At 63.8% G+C, this 19460-nt stretch carries 21 protein-coding genes; 13 read left to right on the top strand and 8 right to left on the bottom strand.

Annotation, left to right across the window (positions count from 1 at the left end; genetic code table 11):
* Positions 1–2: 2 nt before the first annotated feature.
* Complete coding sequence (locus AC1DYC_RS19875) at positions 3–1124, top strand: CobW family GTP-binding protein (protein ID WP_477409223.1); 1122 nt, start codon at positions 3–5, stop codon at positions 1122–1124.
* Positions 1125–1127: 3 nt separating this feature from the next.
* Here AC1DYC_RS19875 and AC1DYC_RS19870 read toward each other — a convergent pair whose 3' ends face one another.
* The 5 genes from AC1DYC_RS19870 to AC1DYC_RS19850 form a co-directional block, all read right to left on the bottom strand.
* Complete coding sequence (locus AC1DYC_RS19870; protein ID WP_477305770.1) at positions 1128–1361, bottom strand: sulfurtransferase TusA family protein; 234 nt, start codon at positions 1359–1361, stop codon at positions 1128–1130.
* Between the two features lie 9 nt (positions 1362–1370).
* Positions 1371–2666 (bottom strand): L,D-transpeptidase family protein, encoded by a 1296-nt coding sequence (locus AC1DYC_RS19865; protein WP_477409221.1) that lies wholly within the window; start codon positions 2664–2666, stop codon positions 1371–1373.
* A gap of 236 nt (positions 2667–2902) precedes the next feature.
* Positions 2903–3853: an acetyl-CoA carboxylase carboxyltransferase subunit alpha gene (locus tag AC1DYC_RS19860; RefSeq protein ID WP_112562192.1), complete on the bottom strand. Its 951-nt coding sequence runs from the start codon at positions 3851–3853 to the stop codon at positions 2903–2905.
* A 98-nt stretch (positions 3854–3951) separates the two neighbouring features.
* Positions 3952–4863, bottom strand: a complete 912-nt coding sequence (locus AC1DYC_RS19855; protein ID WP_477409219.1) for a site-specific tyrosine recombinase XerD — start codon at positions 4861–4863, stop codon at positions 3952–3954.
* 13 nt (positions 4864–4876) lie between these two features.
* Entirely contained in the window at positions 4877–5029 is a 153-nt protein-coding gene (locus tag AC1DYC_RS19850; RefSeq protein WP_477409217.1) for a histidine kinase, read from the bottom strand.
* Positions 5030–5244: 215 nt separating this feature from the next.
* Here AC1DYC_RS19850 and AC1DYC_RS19845 point away from each other — a divergent pair, with 215 nt between their 5' ends.
* The 5 genes from AC1DYC_RS19845 to AC1DYC_RS19825 all read left to right on the top strand — a co-directional run bounded on the left by AC1DYC_RS19845 (position 5245) and on the right by AC1DYC_RS19825 (position 10415).
* Positions 5245–5856 carry a shikimate kinase gene (locus AC1DYC_RS19845; RefSeq protein ID WP_477409215.1) on the top strand — a complete coding sequence of 204 codons (612 nt, stop codon included), beginning with the start codon at positions 5245–5247 and terminating at the stop codon, positions 5854–5856.
* Positions 5853–6983 (top strand): 3-dehydroquinate synthase, encoded by a 1131-nt coding sequence (gene aroB, locus AC1DYC_RS19840; protein WP_477409213.1) that lies wholly within the window; start codon positions 5853–5855, stop codon positions 6981–6983. Before AC1DYC_RS19845 ends, aroB begins: the two co-directional genes overlap by 4 nt.
* Position 6984: 1 nt before the next feature.
* Positions 6985–7875 carry an HlyC/CorC family transporter gene (locus tag AC1DYC_RS19835; protein WP_477409211.1) on the top strand — a complete coding sequence of 297 codons (891 nt, stop codon included), beginning with the start codon at positions 6985–6987 and terminating at the stop codon, positions 7873–7875.
* Between the two features lie 80 nt (positions 7876–7955).
* Entirely contained in the window at positions 7956–8756 is an 801-nt protein-coding gene (locus AC1DYC_RS19830) for an alpha/beta hydrolase (RefSeq protein ID WP_477409209.1), read from the top strand.
* Between the two features lie 105 nt (positions 8757–8861).
* Positions 8862–10415, top strand: a complete 1554-nt coding sequence (locus AC1DYC_RS19825; RefSeq protein ID WP_477409207.1) for an acetolactate synthase large subunit — start codon at positions 8862–8864, stop codon at positions 10413–10415.
* 6 nt (positions 10416–10421) lie between these two features.
* Here the strand turns inward: AC1DYC_RS19825 and AC1DYC_RS19820 are convergent, their stop codons facing one another.
* Positions 10422–10724: a BolA family protein gene (locus tag AC1DYC_RS19820; protein ID WP_192258319.1), complete on the bottom strand. Its 303-nt coding sequence runs from the start codon at positions 10722–10724 to the stop codon at positions 10422–10424.
* A 168-nt stretch (positions 10725–10892) separates the two neighbouring features.
* Between AC1DYC_RS19820 and AC1DYC_RS19815 the strand changes: the two genes are divergently transcribed.
* From AC1DYC_RS19815 to AC1DYC_RS19785, 7 genes are all read left to right on the top strand, one after another.
* Positions 10893–11522: a J domain-containing protein gene (locus AC1DYC_RS19815; RefSeq protein WP_112562202.1), complete on the top strand. Its 630-nt coding sequence runs from the start codon at positions 10893–10895 to the stop codon at positions 11520–11522.
* Positions 11523–11645: 123 nt separating this feature from the next.
* Positions 11646–12632, top strand: coding sequence for a cobaltochelatase subunit CobS (gene cobS / locus AC1DYC_RS19810; protein ID WP_023776798.1), 987 nt, complete (start codon positions 11646–11648; stop codon positions 12630–12632).
* 11 nt (positions 12633–12643) lie between these two features.
* The gene (gene cobT, locus AC1DYC_RS19805) at positions 12644–14542 is read left to right on the top strand and encodes a cobaltochelatase subunit CobT (protein ID WP_477305742.1); all 1899 of its coding nucleotides are present in this window, start codon (positions 12644–12646) and stop codon (positions 14540–14542) included.
* Complete coding sequence (locus AC1DYC_RS19800) at positions 14539–15564, top strand: esterase-like activity of phytase family protein (RefSeq protein WP_477409205.1); 1026 nt, start codon at positions 14539–14541, stop codon at positions 15562–15564. Before cobT ends, AC1DYC_RS19800 begins: the two co-directional genes overlap by 4 nt.
* Before the next feature lie 131 nt (positions 15565–15695).
* A complete protein-coding gene (locus tag AC1DYC_RS19795; protein WP_477409203.1) occupies positions 15696–17000 on the top strand; it encodes a calcium-binding protein in 1305 nt (434 codons plus the stop codon).
* 185 nt (positions 17001–17185) lie between these two features.
* Complete coding sequence (locus tag AC1DYC_RS19790) at positions 17186–17557, top strand: ArsR/SmtB family transcription factor (protein ID WP_477409201.1); 372 nt, start codon at positions 17186–17188, stop codon at positions 17555–17557.
* On the top strand, positions 17554–18030 hold the full coding sequence (locus AC1DYC_RS19785; protein WP_477409199.1) for an SRPBCC family protein: 477 nt from the start codon (positions 17554–17556) through the stop codon (positions 18028–18030). Before AC1DYC_RS19790 ends, AC1DYC_RS19785 begins: the two co-directional genes overlap by 4 nt.
* Before the next feature lie 55 nt (positions 18031–18085).
* Here the strand turns inward: AC1DYC_RS19785 and AC1DYC_RS19780 are convergent, their stop codons facing one another.
* Together AC1DYC_RS19780 and AC1DYC_RS19775 are read right to left on the bottom strand one after the other, a co-directional pair.
* A complete protein-coding gene (locus AC1DYC_RS19780) occupies positions 18086–18763 on the bottom strand; it encodes a hypothetical protein (RefSeq protein WP_477409197.1) in 678 nt (225 codons plus the stop codon).
* A gap of 4 nt (positions 18764–18767) precedes the next feature.
* Complete coding sequence (locus AC1DYC_RS19775; protein WP_477409195.1) at positions 18768–19448, bottom strand: queuosine precursor transporter; 681 nt, start codon at positions 19446–19448, stop codon at positions 18768–18770.
* Positions 19449–19460 lie beyond the last annotated feature (12 nt).

The following is a 19460-nucleotide window of genomic DNA, read 5'->3' as shown; positions in this document are numbered from 1 at the left end:
AGATGGCGGGCTTTCCGATACCCGTCACGGTGCTCACCGGCTTCCTCGGCGCCGGCAAGACGACATTGCTCAACCGGTTGCTCAAGGACCCGGCGCTGGTCGATACCGCCGTCATTATCAACGAGTTCGGCGAAGTGGCGATCGACCATCTCTTGGTGGAACAGGCCTCGGACGGCATCATCCAGCTGTCCGATGGCTGCCTGTGCTGCACGGTGCGCGGCGAACTGGTCGACACGCTGGCCGACCTCGTCGACCGGCTGCAGACAGGTCGTATAGCCCGCCTTGCGCGCGTCGTCGTCGAGACCACGGGGCTCGCCGATCCGGCGCCGGTGCTGCAATCGATCATGGCGCATCCCGCCCTGGTCCAGGCGTTCAGGCTCGACGGCGTCATCACGCTGGTCGACGCGGTCAACGGCAATGCGACGCTCGATGGTCATGTCGAGGCGGTCAAGCAGGTTGCGGTCGCCGACCGCATCGTGCTGACCAAGGTCGATCTGGCCGGCGATCCCGCCGATCTCGAGGCCCTGCGGGCGCGGCTGCGTCAGCTCAATCCGGGCGCGAAAGTGCTGGAGGCCGGTGACAGCCAAACCGGCGTCGCGGCGCTGTTCGATTGCGGCCTCTACAATCCGGCGACCAAATCCGCCGACGTCCAGCGCTGGCTAGGCGAAGAAGCCGCGCACGACCACCACCATGATCAGGGCGACCACCATCACGGCCAGCATGAGCACGGCGAGCACGACCATGCGCATCGCCACGATTCCCGCGTGCGCTCCTATTCGCTGGTGCATGACGTGCCGGTGCCGTTTTCGGCGATCGAGATGTTCCTCGACCTGCTGCGCTCGGCGCATGGCGACAAGCTCTTGCGCATGAAGGGCGTCATCGAGCTTGCGGAAGACCCGTCGCGGCCGCTGGTCGTTCACGGCGTGCAGAAGATCCTGCATCCGCCGGCGCGGCTGCCGGCCTGGCCGGACGGTCAGCGCGGCACCAGGCTGGTCCTTATCACCCTCGACATGCCGGAAGACTATGTGCGCCGGCTGTTCGCCGCTTTCACCAACCGGCCGTCGATCGACACACCGGATCGTGCGGCGCTGGAGAGCAATCCGCTGGCGATTGCCGGGGGTTGATACTCAGGGTTGCGGTTCGCCGCGCTCGACCAGAAAGCGATGGCCGCCGGTGACGGCCGCTGTTTCAACCAGCTGATGGCCGGCGTCGGCGCAAAAGGCGGGGATGTCGATGACCGCCAGCGGGTCGGTGGTCTCCAGCCACAGCCGGCTGCCCGGCTGCATCGCCGCCAGGCGTTTTTTTGCTTTGAGAACGGGCAGGGGGCAGTTCAGCCCCTTGAGATCGTAGATCGCAGCCAAGGTGAAACCTCAGCCGCCGAACATGCCGAGCAGCTTGTTCTTGATCTTTGCCAGCCGGCTTTCGTCGGCCTGCGGCTCGACGGGCGCCGCCTCGACGCTCGCAGTGGCGACCGGCTGCTGGGCAGCCTGCTTGGCGGCTTCCTTCTCGGCCACCGCCTGGGCCTTGGCCGCTTCCTTTTCAGCCAATGCCTGGGCCTTGGCGGCTTTCGCCGCCTCGATGGCCGCAAGCCGCTGTTCCTCGGCCTTGCGCTTGGCTTCCTTCTCGGCGTCGAGCGCGGCCATCTTGCGGCCGGCAGGCGAATCGATGCGGCCCATGCGCGCCGTCTCGGTCACCGTACCGTCGGAATTGAGCGACGGCGGATCGATCGGCACGCGCTCGCCGCGGGCGCGGCGCTTCGACCAGTCGGAAACGATGCTGGCTTCCTTGATGCCGGCAATGGTCGGCTTGGGCGCCGGCACGCTGGCCTTGACCGCGCCGCTGAAGGCCGCGTCATAGCTGCTTTGATAGGCGTTGTAGGCGCTTTTCAGCGAATCCGGCTGCGTGGTTGGAGGGCAGGCGCCCGTCGGATCGAAGGTGGTGCCCTCCGGCGCCACCTGGTTGAAGACATAGCGCTTCTCGCAGACGTCGACCTTTGGCGGCACCTTGGTGATCTCGAAATTGTCGTAGCCGACCTTCAGCATCTTCCAAAAGTCGTAGTTCGGGTCGTTGCGATAGCGCGCCATGTTGGCGGCGGTCATGCGGAACGGAAAGGCCTGGATCTGGAACTCGGTCTGGCCGCCCTGGAAGGCGTCGCGGCCGAAAGCATAGATCTGTTCGATCTGCGGGTCGGTCATCGAATAGCAGCCCGATGACGAGCAGGCGCCATGCACCATCAGATTGGCGCCGGTGCGGCCATTGGCCCGGTCATAGGCGTTGGGATAGCCGATGTTGAAGGACAGATGATAGTTCGAGCGCGGATTCATCTGCGACGGGCGAACCGTGTAGAAACCTTCCGGCGCCTGGCGGTCGCCCTCGGTGTATTTCGGGCCGAGCTTGCCCGACCATTTGCAAATGTCGTAGCTGGCGACCATCTCGTAGCGGCCGGTGGTCTTGGCCTTCCAGATCTCGAGCTTGCCTTCTTCCTTGAAGATGCGAGCCATCACTGAGGAGGTGCGGACCATGCCCTTGGCCTTCATGTCGGCGAGGATCTTGTCCGGCAGCGGCTTGTTGGCCTCCGGCGCGAAATCCTTCATCGAGGAATCGTTGCAGCCGGCAACGCCGAGGGCGGCGATCAGGATTCCGGTGCGGGCAAGCTTGGCGAACATGGTTACGGCTATGTCTTTTTTCTCGGGGCCAGGGCTTCGGCTGCGCCGGCCAGCACACTAAACCTTCACGGACCCTAAGCCCGTTAACCTTGAAAATTCCTTACCGCAAGCTCCGGGCGGCTTCCCCCACGGCAATTCGTCCCGTTTCACGGAGTTTTCATTGAACCGAATGCGGCGGCATTTTTGTGGCGAAATTGCTCACTCGCGCCACATTGCGGCGCGCAACCGGTCCGAAATCAGAGGCTGCGGCCCATCGCCAGGTATTTTTCACGGCGCTGCTCGCGAAAATCGGTGTTGGCGCCGGCAAAATCCTTCATCGTCTTGGCGATGAGGTCGCCGGTGGCGGCGATCACCGTTTCGGGCGCGCGCTGGGCGCCGCCGAGCGGTTCGGGGATGATGGCGTCGATGATCTTCATCTCCAGAAGATCCTGGGCGGTGATTTTCATGTTGGTCGCCGCATCCTTGGATCGCGTGGTGTCGCGCCACAGGATCGAGGCGGCGCCCTCCGGCGAGATCACCGAATAAATGGCATGTTCCAGCATGTAGACGCGGTTGGCGGTGGCAATCGCAATGGCGCCGCCCGAGCCGCCTTCGCCGATGACGACCGAGATCGACGGCACTTTGAGGCCGAGGCAGGCCGAGGTCGAACGAGCGATGGCTTCGGCCTGGCCGCGTTCCTCCGCACCGACGCCGGGATAGGCGCCGGCGGTGTCGACCAGCGTCAGAAGCGGGATCTTGAAGCGGTCGGCAAGCTCCATCAGCCGCACCGCCTTGCGGTAACCTTCAGGGCGCACCGAACCGAAATTGTGCTTGAGGCGGCTCGCCGTGTCCGAACCCTTTTCCTGGCCGATGACGGCCACCGGTTCGCCGCGGAAGCGGGCGAAGCCGCCGATGATCGCCTGGTCCTCGCCGAAATTGCGGTCGCCGGCGAGTGGCGTGAAATCGCTGAACAGGCCCTTGATGTAGTCGAGGCAATGCGGCCTGTCGGTGTGGCGCGCGACCTGCACCTTCTGCCACGGCGTCAGCGCCTTGTAGATGTCGCGCAGCGCGTCGCGCACGCGTTTCTCGAGCCGGCTGATTTCGTCGCCGACATCGACCGCCTCGCCATTCTCGGCAAGCTTCTTCAGCTCGAGGATCTTGAGCTCAAGGTCCTGCACCGGCTTTTCGAAATCGAGGTAATTGTACATTCTTGAGCGGACCGATGCGTCGGAAGGCAAAGACTGACGGAACCTGAAAACCGGGGCGCCGTGGGGTGGAACGTCGCCCTCACATAGCGATATGAGGCCTAGTCGGCAAGCGGATGATGATCGTTGACCAGCCGCACCAGCCGCTCCTCCAGCACATGCGTGTAAATTTGCGTGGTCGAGATATCGGCGTGGCCGAGCAGCTGCTGCACCGCCCTGAGATCGGCACCGTTCTGCAGCAGATGGCTGGCAAAAGCATGGCGCAGCACATGCGGCGATATTTTCGCCGCCGATATGCCGGCCCGTGCCGCAAGGCCCTTCAGGTCGCGAGCAAAGACCTGCCGGGAAAGATAGCCGCTGTCGCCGGCGGCCGGAAACAGGAACGGGCTGTCGGCGAAAGCCGGCACCTTCGCCCGGGCCGTGAGCCAGGCCCGCATCGCCGTGCGCGCCTTGGCCGACAGCGGCACCATGCGCTCCTTGTCGCCCTTGCCGCGCACCATGAAGAAGCGGTCGTCGCGCTGGGCAACGGTCACCGGCAGGCCGACCAGCTCGGAGACGCGCAAGCCGGTGGCGTAGAGCACCTCGACCAGTGCGTGCAGGCGCAATGCCGCCAGCCGATCGCCATCGGCGCCATCGCCTGCCTCAAGCGCCGCCCGGTCGAGCAGCCGGCCGGTATCGGCCTCGCTCATCGTCTTGGGCAGCGGACGGCCCTTTTTCGGACCGTCGAGCGTGCCGGTCGGGTCGTCGCTGCGCAGGCCCTCGGTATAGAGAAATTTGAAGAACTGGCGGATCGCCGACAGTTTTCGCGCCTGCGAGGTCGGCGCAAAGCCGCGCACGGCGATGTCGTCGAGATAGGCGCGGATGTCGGCCGCGGCTGCACCGGCAAGCCCGCCGCCAATCTGCTGCGAGGCGTCTTCGAGATCGCGGCGATAGGAAGAGAGCGTGTTTTCGGCGGCACCGCGCTCGGCGCTCATCATTTCGAGAAAAGCTTCGATGCGAGCCGCGCTGTTCATGTGCCCTTTGGGGTCAGTTTTTCTTGGGGTTCAGCTTTTCCGGCGAGATGCGCACGGTGATTTCCGCTTTTTTCGGCTCAACGAACATCGCCAGCGCCACCATCGTACCATAGGCAATGCCGGCAAGAATCATCAGCGTCACGACAAAGCGGAACAGTGTCGGCATCAATTTTCGCCCGTCTTCTTGTTCTGCGATTCCAAACCCTGTGCCCTTATGGGACGCCAATCCGGCCAATTCAAGGACGAAGGGTTTTGTCTAACGCAGGTCCATGTGGGAAAACCACTGCACTTTCCGAGACCTGCTCAGGGCGCGATGCTTGACGCAAACGGGCTTTTGATGTCGATACGCCGGCAAAGACGGCTTAGAAACAGCATGGTCTCATGAACGTGTTACCAGCAAATCCTCCCGGCGAGAGCCATGCCGCGCTGCTCGACAGACTGGGCAGCCGCTCGATTGTCTTTGTCGGCCTGATGGGCGCCGGCAAGACAGCGATCGGCCGCAAGGTGGCCGCCATGCTGTCGCTGCCGTTCATCGACAGCGACCAGGAGATCGAAAGCGTATCGCGCATGACCGTGCCGGAGCTGTTCGAACGCTATGGCGAGACCGAATTCCGGGCGCTGGAGCAGCGCGTCATCCTGCGCCTCCTGGAAACCGGCCCGCAGGTGCTGTCGACGGGCGGCGGCGCGTTCATGAATGCGCAGACGCGCGACGCGATCGCGTCGCATGGTGTTTCGGTGTGGCTGAAGGCCGAGCTCGATCTGTTGATGGAGCGCGTCTCCAAGAAGCAGAACCGGCCCTTGCTCAAAAGCCCCGATCCGCGCGCCGTCCTGGAGCGGCTGATGGGCGAACGCTATCCGGTCTATGCCACGTCCGACGTCACCGTGCCGACGCGCGACGACCGCAAGGAGGTCATCGCGACCGAGGTCGTCGACGCATTGTGCGGGCATTTCGGCGTTCCGGTGACCACGGCGCCGGACGAGGTGAGGCCATGAGCGAACCAGTCATTGTCGAGGTCGGCCTTGGCGAGCGCGCCTATGACATACTGATCGGCCCCGGCTTGTTGGCGCGTGCCGGCACCGAGATTTCGCGCCGCCTGCCCGGCACGAGGGCAGCCGTGGTCACCGACGACAATGTCGCGGTGGCACATCTCGAAGCTCTGAAGGCCGGTCTGGAAAAAGGTGGCATCCAGCCTGCCGTCATCACTCTGCCGGCCGGCGAAAAGACCAAGAGCTTTGCCCATCTCGAAGAGGTGGTCGACGGCGTACTGGCCGCGAAACTGGAGCGCGGCGACGTCGTCATCGCGCTCGGCGGTGGGGTCATCGGTGACCTCACCGGCTTTGCCGCTGGGGTCGTGCGCCGCGGCATGAATTTCGTGCAGATCCCGACCTCGCTGCTGGCGCAGGTCGATTCCTCCGTCGGCGGCAAGACCGGCATCAACAGCCCGCGCGGCAAGAATTTGGTCGGCGTCTTCCACCAGCCCAAGCTGGTGCTGGCCGACACCGAAGTGCTCGACACGCTGCCGATCCGTGAATTTCGCGCCGGCTATGCCGAGCTCGCCAAATACGGGCTGATCGACCGGCCGGCGTTTTTCGCCTGGTTGGAGGCCAATTGGGAGAAGGTGTTCGCGGGCGGTGCGGAGCGGGCCGAGGCCATCGCCGAGGCCTGCCGCGCCAAGGCCGATGTCGTCGCCCGCGACGAGTTCGAAACCGGCGACCGCGCGCTGCTCAATCTCGGCCACACATTCGGCCATGCGCTGGAAGGGGCCACACAGTATGACGGCTCCCGTCTCGTCCATGGCGAAGGTGTCGCCATCGGCATGGCGCTGGCGCATCGTTTTTCCGCACGGCTCAACCTGGCAAGCCCCGACGACGCTGCGCGCGTCGAGACGCATCTGCGTGCCGTCGGCCTGCCCTGGCGCATGTCCGACATCCCTGGCGAACTGCCCGACGCCGAGGCGCTGCTTGGCTTCATCACCCAGGACAAGAAAGTGTCGCGCGGCGCGCTGACCTTCATCCTGACGCGCGGCATCGGCCAAGCCTTTATCGCCAAAGATGTGCCGGCGTCGGAAGTGCTGTCCTTCCTCAGGGAAAATCATCCAGCCAGCAGGAAAGCCGGCTGAGATGGACACCGGCTGGATCGTCGTCGCCGTCCTCGCCATCCTCATCCTGTTTTTCATTTCCGTGCGCACGCGCCTGCTTGCCATGTTCGGTTACGAACTTTCGCGCATCGAGCCGCAGCGTTCGACCCAGGACGAATTGCGCGGCGCGGTCGACGATTTCCGCCGCGACGGCCAGATGGTGCGCGAGGACCGCGACCGTGTCGGCGGCCTGTTCGACCTTGATGAGCTCGAAGTCTCCGACATCATGGTCCACCGCACCAATATGCGCTCGGTCAATGCCGACAATGCGCCGGAAGCCGTGGTGCGCGAGATCCTGCAGAGCCCGCACACCCGCATGCCGCTGTGGAAGGGCTCGCTCGACAACATTGTCGGTGTGCTGCACGCCAAGGACCTGCTGCGGGCGCTGAACGAGGTCGGCAACGACTTTACCAAGATCGACGTGATGAAGATCGCGTCGAAGCCGTGGTTCGTGCCCGACACCACGACCTTGCAGGAGCAGCTCAACGCCTTCCTGCGCGCCAAGGCGCATTTCGCCATCGTCGTCGACGAATATGGCGAGGTCGAAGGGCTGGTGACGCTGGAGGACATCATCGAGGAGATCGTCGGCGAGATCGCCGACGAGCACGATGTCGACATCCAGGGCGTCAAGCAGGAAGCCGACGGCTCCGTCGTCGTCGACGGCACGGTGCCGATCCGCGACCTCAACCGGGCGCTCGACTGGAACCTGCCGGACGAGGAAGCCACCACCATTGCCGGCCTGGTCATCCACGAGACGCAGTCGATCCCCGAGGAAAAGCAGGCCTTTACCTTCCACGGCAAGCGCTTCGTGGTGATGAAGCGCGACAAGAACCGGATCGCCAGGATCAGGATCAGGCCGGCGGGCGACGCCTAGCTCGGCCCGCATTACCAATCCTTCATTGGAACTCGACGACGCCAAGGTGCATCTTCGCCGGGGCGGTCAGGAGACGATGGATGATAGACCGGCGAACCCTGCTTCTTGCGTCGTTGGCGTTGTTGCCGGTCGCCGGCGCTGCGGCATCAGGGCGGCGGCCGTCTCCTCAAACCTTCGACTACGGACCAGCCAAGCTCGATATCTATGCGCCCGAAGGCGCCAGTGGCCTACCGGTGGTCTTCTTCGTCCATGGCGGCGCCTGGCAGTTCGGCAAACGCAGCCAGGTCGGCGCCAAGCCGGCCTTTCTGCTCGCCAATGGCTTCTGCTTCGTCTCCATCGACTATCGCATGCTGCCCGAAGCCGATGTCGCCACCCAGGCCGGCGATGTCGAGAAGGCCTATGCCTATGTCAGGGCCAACATCGCCCGATTTGGCGGCGACCCCCGCCGCATCGTCGGCATGGGCCATTCGGCCGGATGCCACCTTATTGCGTTGACCGGCATGCGCGGCGGGTTGCCCGGCGTAGCAGCGCTGATCCTCGACGATACCAGGGCCTATGATCTTGCGGCACTTGAGAAAAGCGGCGGCATGGTGCGGGCCTATGCCCGTGTGTTTTCCGATCCTTCGCAATGGGCGGCCTTATCGCCGGCCAGCTATGTCGACGGAAAGAAGCATCCGCCGACCTTCATCGCCTATTCGCGCGCCGATGGCCGGGACGAGCAATCGACGGCCTTTGCCAAGCGCCTGCGCGTTGCCGGGACGGCGGTGACGCTGTTCGACGGCAGCGCCTATACGCATATGTCGATCAATCATGATTTCGGCGAGGATGGCGACGCATTGACCGCTGCGGCACTGGCCTTCCTGAAATCGACAGTCGGCTGATCGCGGCGAGGCCCTGGATCAGACCAAAAATCCCGGCAGGACATTGCCGCACCGGCTTCTATGGGTGCATTTGCCTGGCAGATTGTCGAACCGGGGAAGAATTTCATGAATGGCGCCGACCTGCTGTGTGACGTGCTGCTGGCCAATGATGTCACCGTCTGTTTCGCCAACCCCGGCACGTCGGAAATGCATTTCGTTGCCGCACTCGATCGCAAGCCTCAAATGCGCTGCGTGCTCGGCCTGTTCGAAGGTGTGGTGACGGGTGCCGCCGACGGCTATGCGCGCATGACCGACCGTCCGGCGGCGACGCTGCTGCACACTGGACCGGGCCTGGCCAATGGGCTGGCCAACATGCACAACGCAAGGCGCGCGCGCAGCCCGATGATCAACATTGTCGGCGACCACGCCTCCTACCACCTGCCGCTCGACGCGCCGCTGACCAGCAACATAGAAGGCCTGGCGGCGCCGATGTCGAACTGGGTCGGCCGCGTCAAGGGTCCGGCCGACATCGCACCGGCCGCGGAGGCGGCTTTCCGTGCTTCGCTGACCCCTCCTGGCGTCACGACGCTGATCCTGCCGGCGGATGCCGCCTGGGGCGAGGTCGACGCAATTTCACCTGGCAAGGTCAAGCTGGCGCCGCCGCCCGCCGTCGACATGGAGGCCGTGCACAAGGTCGCCGAAGCGATCCGCACCCGCCCGGGCCGCGTCGGCATGGTGGTGCGCGGGCTGGCAGCGCGCGTCGATGCGCTTGAAATTGCCGGGAAAATCTCGGCGGCGGGCAATGTCAGCCTGTTCAGCGAGGTGCTGATCGCCCGCATGCAGCGCGGTCGCGGGCGGTTCGCGCCGACACGCATTCCCTATCCGGTCGACGCCGCAACGGCCACGCTCAGGGATATCGACGTGCTGGTGCTGGTCGGCGCCAAGGAGCCGGTCGCCTTCTTCGCCTATCCGGGGAAGCCGGGGCGGCTGGTCCGGGACGATTGCCAGGTGCTTTCGCTGGCGGCGCACGGCGAGGATTTGAAAGCGGCGCTGGAGGCGCTCGCCGACGAGCTTGGTATCAAGGCAACCCAGAAATTCACCGCAGCGACCGCCTTTCCCGACGAATTAACACCAAGCGGCAAGTTGACCGACGACGCGATCGCTCTATCGGTGGCGCGTAAGCTGCCAGAAAACGCCATCGTCTGCGACGAGGCGGTCACCTCGGCACGGCGGTTCTTCGCGCTGTCGGCCTTTGCTGCCCCGCACGATTATATGATGGGCACGGGCGGATCGATCGGCGGCGGCATTCCGATGGCAACAGGGGCGGCGATCGCCTGCCCGGACCGCAAGGTGATCAATCTCGAAGCCGATGGCAGCGGCATGTACACGGTGCAGGGCCTATGGACGCAGGCCAGGGAAAAGCTCGACGTGGTCACGATCGTGTTTTCCAACCGGACCTACGCCATCCTGCATGGCGAGATGAAGAATGTCGGCGTCAATGCGATCGGCGAGAACGCCAGGCGCATGCTCGATCTCGACCACCCCGCGCTGGACTGGGTTGCGCTGGCCAACGGCATGGGCGTCGAGGCTGCCCGCGCCGATACATGCGAGCGCTTCGACGCGCTGCTCGACAGCGCACTCTCGCGCCCCGGACCGTTTCTGATCGAAGCGGTGATCTGAGGCGGCCTACCAGCGGGTCTTTTCACCGGGTGCTGCCGGTTCGATGGCCAGCGCATGGACGCCGGCCTTCAACTCCGCCGCCAGCAACTCGTTGACGGCGCGGTGGCGGTCGATGCGGCTCATGCCGGCAAAGACGGGCGAGACGATGCGGACGCGAAAATGCGTCTCGCCGGTGCCGTCATAGGCGCCATGATGGTCGGAGCCGTGATGGTGATGACCGGCATGGAGATGGCTTTCATTGACGATCACCAACCGCTCCGGCGAAAACGCCTTGTTCAGCTTGTCTTCCATGGTCGCCTGTATGGACATCGCGGTCTCCCTTCACCATATCTGCATGGCGTGATCGGGAAATCGGGATCGATCTCGCCGGGCCGCCTCAAAAATCACCATTCGCCCTGCTTTATGCCGCGATTCAGCGGTTAGGGCGATCATCGCGAAAATGTCAATTCTTGTTTCGCACGTGCGAACAGCCCATAAATGGGTGAGATGAAATCGTACCCCAAATATTTCGAGAAGATTCGGATCCGTCCCGAAAAGGACGCGGAGCTTAAGTCGCGCTCGCCGATCTGCCAGTGGGACGGCTGCAAGGAGGCCGGCACCCATCGCGCGCCGGTCGGGCGCATGAAGGAAGGCGAGTATTTTCAGTTCTGCTTCGATCATGTGCGCGAATACAACAAGGGTTTCAACTACTTCTCCGGCGTCCCGGACACCGAGATCGCCCGCTTCCAGAAGGAAGCGATGACCGGCCACCGGCCGACATGGAAGATGGGCCTCGCCGGCGCCTCGACGCGCTCCTCGCCCGATATGGCGCAGATGCGCTCCGGCCGCGCCGGCTATTACAACCGCATGCGCGACCCGTTCGACCTGTTCAAAGGGCCGAAAGACCCGCGCGAGGCGCGCGAACGCAAGGCCAAGCCGCTTGAGGCCAAGGCGCTGGAAACGCTTGGCCTTGATACAAAGGCGACTGGCAAGGATATCAAGGCGCGCTATAAGGAACTTGTGAAGCGTCACCATCCGGATGCGAATGGCGGCGACAGAGGTTCGGAAGACCGGTTCCGCGATGTGCTGCAGGCCTATCGCGTGCTCAAGCAGGCGGGTTTGTGCTGAGCGACCCAACGGTTCGTGTCGTTTTCCAACTTTCATAAGGGTGGAAAAGGCTCTAAGACCGCCCCCGGACAAAATCGATTGCCGGCGAAATGAGGCATTTCGCCCGTGGAGACGTGGATAGAGATGAACAAGGTCGATCGCGACATCGCCAATTTGCCCGACACGACAGTCTCGGTGAAGGATAAATTCGGCTTTGACTCCAAGATGGTGGTGCCGGCCTATTCGGTGACATCAGAGCATGTGCCGGACGTCGATCCGGACTATCTGTTCGACAAGGCGACGACGCTGGCGATCCTTGCCGGCTTCGCCTACAACCGCCGCGTCATGGTGTCGGGCTATCACGGCACCGGCAAGTCGACCCATATCGAACAGGTCGCCGCCCGCCTCAACTGGCCGTGCGTGCGCGTCAACCTCGACAGCCATGTCAGCCGTATCGACCTCGTCGGCAAGGACGCCATCGTCGTCAAGGACGGCTTGCAGATCACCGAATTCCGCGACGGCATCCTGCCCTGGGCCTACCAGCACAATGTCGCACTGTGCTTCGACGAGTATGATGCCGGCCGTCCGGACGTGATGTTCGTCATCCAGCGCGTGCTGGAATCGTCGGGCCGTCTCACGCTGCTCGACCAGAGCCGTGTTATCCGTCCGCATCCGGCGTTCCGGCTGTTTTCGACCGCCAACACGGTCGGCCTCGGCGACACCACCGGCCTCTATCACGGCACGCAGCAGATCAACCAGGCGCAGATGGACCGCTGGTCGATCGTCACCACGCTGAACTATTTGCCGCACGACAATGAGGTGAACATCGTTCTGGCCAAGGCGAAGCACTATCGCGACGGCAAGGGCAAGGACATCGTCAACAAGATGGTGCGCGTCGCCGACATGACGCGCTCGGCCTTCATCAATGGCGATCTGTCGACCGTGATGAGCCCGCGCACCGTCATCACCTGGGCCGAAAATGCCGAAATCTTCGGCAATATCGGCATGGCGTTCCGGCTGACCTTCCTCAACAAGTGCGACGAGCTGGAACGCTCGGTGGTGGCCGAGTTTTACCAGCGCGCCTTTGGCGAGGATCTGCCCGAGAGCGCCGCCAACGTGGTGCTGGGCTAAGCAGAGCCTCGATGGCGGGTCCGGGCGACAACACGCGCAACAAGTCGAAGACGGGGTCTGAAGCCGACAGCTTCAAGCGCGCCGTCACCGTCTGCATGCGCGCCATTGCCGGCGACAAGGAGCTCGAGGTCGGTTTCGCCAAGGATCGGCCGGCCCTTGCCGGCAGCCGTGCCCGGTTGCCGGAACTGCCGAAGAAAGCCTCGAAAGAGGATATCGCGATCACCCGCGGGCTCGGCGATTCCATGGCGCTGAAGCGCGCCTGCCACGATCAGCGCATCCACACCAAGCTGGCGCCGGAAGGCAAGCTGGCGCGCTCGATCTATGACGCTGTCGAACAGGCGCGCGTTGAGGCGATCGGCAGCCGCGCCATGCAGGGCGTCGCCGACAATATCGGCTCGATGCTGGAGGACAAATACGCCAAGGCCAATCTTGTCGACGTCAGGGACAAGGCCGACGCGCCGATCGAGGAAGCATTGGCGCTGATGGTGCGCGAGAAGCTGACCGGACGGCCGATCCCGAAGAGCGGCGAGCGGCTGGTAGAACTCTGGCGCCCCTGGGTCGAGGAGAAGGCCAAGGCCGATCTCGACGGTCTCTCGGCCAAGCTCGGCGACCAGCAGGCCTTCGCCCGCGTCGTGCGTGACATGCTGGCCTCCATGGAGATGGCCGAGGAACTCGGCGACGACCAGGAGACTGAAGACTCCGAGGACAACGACGAGAACCAGCCGCAAGGCGAGGAGCAGAGCGAGGAGGGCGGCGAAGACGATTCCGGCTCCGAGCAGTCGCAGTCCGAGGATGCCGAGGCGTCAGCCGATGACGAACAGTCGTCCGAGACCGAGGCCTCCGACGCCACGGCTGACGATCTCTCCGACGATGACGATGCGGATGCCGAGACGCCGGGTGAAGCCCGCCGCAACGACAATCCCTTCACCAACCTGCCGAAAGAGATCGACTACAAGATCTTCACCACCGCCTTCGACGAGACGGTCGGTGCGGAGGAGCTGTGCGAAGAGGAAGAACTCGACCGCCTGCGCGCCTTCCTCGACAAACAGCTGGCCAATCTTTCCGGCGTCGTCGGCCGGCTCGCCAACCGCTTGCAGCGGCGCCTGATGGCACAGCAGAACCGCTCCTGGGATTTCGACCTCGAGGAAGGCTATCTCGATCCGGCACGACTGGTGCGTGTCGTCATCGATCCGATGCAGCCGCTGTCGTTCAAGCAGGAGCGCGACACCAAATTCCGCGACACGGTGGTGACGCTGGTGCTCGACAATTCGGGCTCGATGCGCGGCCGGCCGATCACGGTGGCCGCGACCTGCGCCGACATACTGGCGCGCACGCTGGAGCGCTGCGGCGTCTCGGTCGAGATTCTCGGCTTCACCACGCGGGCCTGGAAAGGCGGGCAAGCGCGCGAAAAATGGCTGAAGGACGGCAAGCCGCCGAACCCCGGCCGGCTCAACGACCTGCGCCACATCATCTACAAATCCGCCGACCATCCGTGGCGGCGTGCCCGGCGCAATCTCGGCCTGATGATGCGCGAGGGCCTGCTCAAGGAAAATATCGACGGCGAGGCGCTTTTGTGGGCGCACAACCGGCTGATCGCCCGGCCCGAACAGCGCAAGATCCTGATGATGATCTCGGACGGCGCCCCGGTCGACGATTCGACGCTGTCGGTCAATCCGGGCAATTATCTCGAGCGGCATCTGCGCGCCGTCATCGAACTGATCGAGACGCGCTCGCCGGTTGAGCTTCTGGCCATCGGCATCGGTCACGACGTCACCCGCTATTACCGGCGCGCCGTCACCATCGTCGATGCCGAGGAACTGGCCGGCGCCATGACCGAGCAACTGGCCTCGCTGTTTGCCGAGGAAAACGCGCGCGACACACGCCGCGGCGGCTACCGGCGCGCCGGATGATCCTTTTGACAGCGTGCCTCCGGCAGACGCTTTTCTCCGCAACGGCGCTGCTCGGCCTGGTTTTGACGCCGGCTATCGCCGCCGGGCCAAATGCGGTCGAGCCGGTCGAAGTCTCGGCACGGCCGATCACCGCCTTCCATATCGGCAGCACCGACAAACAGTTCGGCCCGCTGGAATTCGTCGGCGGACTTGAGATGACGTCGCCGACGCGGGACTTCGGTGCGCTGTCGGCGTTTCGTTTTCTCAAGCCCGGCGGCGATTTCATCGGCGTCGCCGATACCGGCTTCTGGTTTTTCGGCACCATAACCCATGACGCCGACAAGCGGCCGTCCGGCATCCAGAACTTCCGCATGCAGCAGATGGTCGATACATCGGGCCGGCCGATCGACAAGAAATGGGAAGTCGACGCCGAAGGCCTGGCGGTCAAGGACGGCATTGCCACCGTAGGCTTCGAGCGCGACCAGCGCGTCGCCCAGTTCAAGATCGACCCTGACAATATGAAGGCGCCATTCAAGCAGCTGAATTTTTTGGTTCCGGCCCATGAACTTCGGCAGAATCGCGGCTTCGAGACCGTCACCCACGCCAATCCTTATGGCCAGCACGAGGGCGGGCTGGTCGTGGTCTCGGAAAAGAGCCTGGACAAAGCCGGCAACATCTATGCCGCCATCATTGAAGGGCCGCACAAGGGCGTCTTCACCGTCAAGCGCAATGGCGATTTCGACATCACCGACGGCGCCTTCCTGCCGGATGGCGACCTGCTGCTCCTGGAGCGCAGTTTTTCGATGGCCGGCGGGGTGAAGATGCGGCTCAGGCGCATCTATGGCGAAAGCGTCGAGCAGGGCGCGGTTGCCGACGGACCGGTGCTGATGGAAGCCGATATGGGCTACCAGATCGACAATATGGAAGGGCTCGACGTCTGGACCCGAGACGACGGCGCGGTGATGGTGTCGCTGATCTCTGACGACAACCATTCGATCCTGCAGCGCAACCTGTATCTGGAATTCATCCTGCACCAGGATTGAACGGCCGGATTTCTGCTTTCCCGTCTGCAACCATGCACGGTTTGGTAACGCCGAATCGGCAAACTGCCTTGCAATCCCTGGTTTCAGTCGGGCGACGCCTGTCTGGAATCGTGCAACCGGTTCCGGACCCCATGACAAGCGTCTCATCCGTATCTCGACAGCAGGTGGCCCTGCAATTGCTGCTCAGAGGAGATTCCGGTGAAAAGCCGAAGCCGGTCGGCCTGCTGACCGATGGCCCAAGCCTTCGCAGAGGCGACAGCGCCCAGCAAACTGCGCTGGAGAGAATCATCAAACTGTCGATCGGAGGCGCTGGGAGCAGCGACGGCTTCCTGCTCGTCATGCCCGTCAATGCAGAGTTCATCGAAAGCGGATCCGGCAACGACGTCGTCAACATTATGTCGTCCGGCGATGACACCGCCCCGAACTACATTTCCCTGGGCGACGGAAACGATCGGCTCAACCTTGTGTCCACTGAAGACGCCACCGCCGATTATTGGCAGGGAAAAACGGCGTCGGGCGCTGTGGTGACGAACGCGATGGTGGGCGGCAAACAAATCGCTGTTGTCATACCCAGCGGTCGCGGCATCTTCACTGGTGCCGGCAATGATGTCGTCAACATTGCTGCCGGACGGGATGCCTACAACGTCGAGGCGGGCGAGGGTAACGATGTGCTCACCGTCGCGGCGGGACGGGATATCTCGGGAATCTGGGGCGGCGCCGGGCGAGACGTGCTTACCCTTGCGGGCGGAATGAACATCGACAACATAACCGGCGACGCCGGCGACGACATCGTCACCGTTGCTGCGGGCAACGAAGCGCGCGGTGTTTCAGGCGGTCAAGGCCGCGACATCATCACAGTCGCCGCCGGGCAAAGGGTCGATGGCATTTCCGGCGGCCAGGGCGACGACATCATCACCATCGCGAGCGGTCAGGCCGTCTTTGGCGTCTACGGAGGCGATGATGACGACGCCATCGCCATCGCCGCCGCCAAGGTCGATCGCGTCGAGGGTGGCAGCGGCGACGACACAATCAGGATCAACGCGCGCACCGCCGACGCGATCTCGGGCGGGCAAGGCGACGACCGGATCGATCTCACCGGCACGGGCAAGGCCAAGCTGTTCTTCGACCGCGGCGACGGCAAGGATGTCATCAACGTTGCGGGAGAGACGACGATCGTCTTCGCCGAGCGTTCGATCGACGACGCCGACATCAGCTATGGCGACGGCAAGATCACCATCTCCTTTGCCGACACTGGCGACTCCGTGACGCTGGATTACACCGCGGCGACGTTGAAAGGATCCACGCCCGAGTTGAGCTTCGAGGACACAGACCACGTTGATGTCCGTCGCGAGGCGCCGCATGGCTGGAATGCTTCAACCCTGTACCGGTATTTCGACGCGCACGGCGCGGGCGGCTTCTCGCTCACCCTGAGGTAAGGCCCCGCGCCTTTCGTTGTTCCGTGTCTCCTGAGGCAGTTGCGATTCGAATGGCGGCGCGCACTCCCGCGTCTCCCCTTCCGTTTGTCCCTCCGCTTTCGATTGCTTGGACGGCTGACCGTATTGCTTGCGAAAATACTTTAGTCATGACTTGACAATTTTCTGATGACGAAATACTCAAGTCCATGCTTAACTATTCCGAGATCGACAGCATCCTGCGGGCTCTTGTCGAGCCCACCCGCCGCCAGATCCTGGAAAGGCTGAGCCGCGGACCGGCGACCGTCAGCCAACTGGCGGAACCGTTCGGCATGACGTTTGCCGCCGTGCTGCAGCATCTGCAGGCGCTGGAAGCCTGCGGGCTGATCCGCAGTGAAAAGATCGGGCGGGTGCGCACCTGCCGGATCGAACCGGGCGGGCTCGCTCCGCTCGCCGACTGGATCGCGCAACGCCGCATTCCGGCCGAACGCCACCTCGATCGTCTTGGCCAGATCCTGGCCGAGACGGACCCCGAAGACCAATCCCCCAAGAAGAATCAGGACAAGGACCAAGCATCATGAACCAGATCGCTCCTGTAGACGGACACTCCGTCATCCACTCGACCTTCACCATCGAGCGCACCTATCCGCAGTCGCCGGCCAAGGTCTTCCATGCCTTTGCCGACAAGGCGACGGTGCGGCGCTGGCGCGTCGAAGGCCACGGCTTCACCATCGCCGAGTTCAGCTTCGACTTCCGTGTCGGCGGCGCCGAGGTATCGCGGTTCAGCTACGAGGGCGGCCCGGAGATCAGGCTCGACGCGCAGTTCCAGGACATCGTTGCGGACCAGCGCATCGTGTTCTCCTACAGGATGGCAATCGGGTCGCAGCCCATGTCGGCATCGCTGACCACCGTCGAGTTGTCACCCTCCGGTGACGGCACCCGCCTGACCTTTACTGAGCAAGGCGTTTTCTTCGACGGCGTCGATTCGGCGCAAGGCCGCGAGGAAGGCACGCGCGGACTTTTGGAGGCGCTTGCCGCCGAACTGTCGAGATAGCGTCCATCCATGGCGGGCAGGATCAAAGCGATCCGCCCGTCTTTTCTCGCAAGCGTCAGCTAGACGGGTTCGTAGCAATCCAGATGACGTGGCGGGCGCCACGCTTGCCATTGGCGCGCGTCTTCACTTCGTCCACGGCAAAACCGGCCTGCTTCAGCCTGCGCGTAAAGCCGCTGTCGGGTCCTTGCGACCACACCGCCAGCACACCGCCGGGCTTCAATGCGGCGCGCGCCGCACCGAGGCCGGCGGCGCCGTACAGGGCATCGTTGCCCTTGTAGACGATGCCTTCAGGGCCATTGTCGACGTCGAGCAGGACGGCGTCCCAGGCCGCCTTGTCGGACCTTATGATGTGCCCGACATCGGCCTCGCGGACACTCACACGGGGATCGTCGAGACAGCCGTCGAAAATGGCTGTCATCGGGCCGCGCGCCCAGGCGATGACTGCGGAGACAAGCTCGGCGACGGTGATGCTTGCGTCGGCGCCAAGCTCGGCAAGTGCGGCGCGCAGGGTAAAACCCATGCCGAGGCCGCCGATCAGGATTCTTGGTTGGCCGCGGCCGGCAATCCTGTCGCAGGACAGTTTTGCCAGCGCTTCCTCGGAACCGCTGAGGCGGCTGTTCATCAGCTCGTTGGTGCCGAGCATGATCGAGAACTCGCTGCCGCGCTGCTTGAGGCGCAGTTCCTGTCCACCATCCGGCGTTTTGGCTGAGTCGAGCTGGACCCAGGGAATCATGGCCTCAAGCGGCCACGGCCGGCTGGCTCCAGCGGGCGGCGAGCAGCCGATAGGGGATCAGCGCCACCACGGCGATGATCAGCTTCACCGAGAGGTCGCCAAGCGCCCAGGACACCCAGCGCATGGTCTCCACCGGCAGCACACCCATCAGGGGTGCTGTCTCCAGCGCGAAGCTGTCATTCGGGCCGGCGAAGGCGAAAAGGGCAGAAAAGGCGACGCTGAAGAACACGACGGTGTCGAACACCGAGCCGACCAGCGTGCCGACGATCGGGGCGCGCCACCAGCTCTGCCGGCGCAGCCGGTTGAACACGGTGACGTCGAGCAATTGCGCGCACAGGAACGCCGCACCTGAAGCCGCTGCAATGCGCACCAGCCGGTCGGCAGCGGTCTCGAACTCGATCAGGCCGTGGCGAAACAGGAAGGGCGGGATAAGGATCGAGCAGATCACCGCGGTCATGAAGCCGACGAAGACGATGCGGCGCGCGACGGTCGGGCCATAGCGGCGGTTGGCAAGGTCGGTGACCAGGAAGGAGAAGGGGTAGGTGAAGGCGCCCCAGGTCAGGATGTCGGCCAGCGACAGGCCGCCGACCTGGCCCTGCATCGGGAACTGCACGAGGATGTTCGATGCCACGACGACAAGCGCCATGGCGGCCACAAAGGGCAGGTATCGCGAGAAGGAAGTCATTTTTTTATCCTG

Source organism: Mesorhizobium sp. P2_E7, from assembly GCF_056403855.1.
Note: the sequence above shows the minus strand (reverse complement) of the source record. Positions and strands in the feature narration are given on the sequence as shown.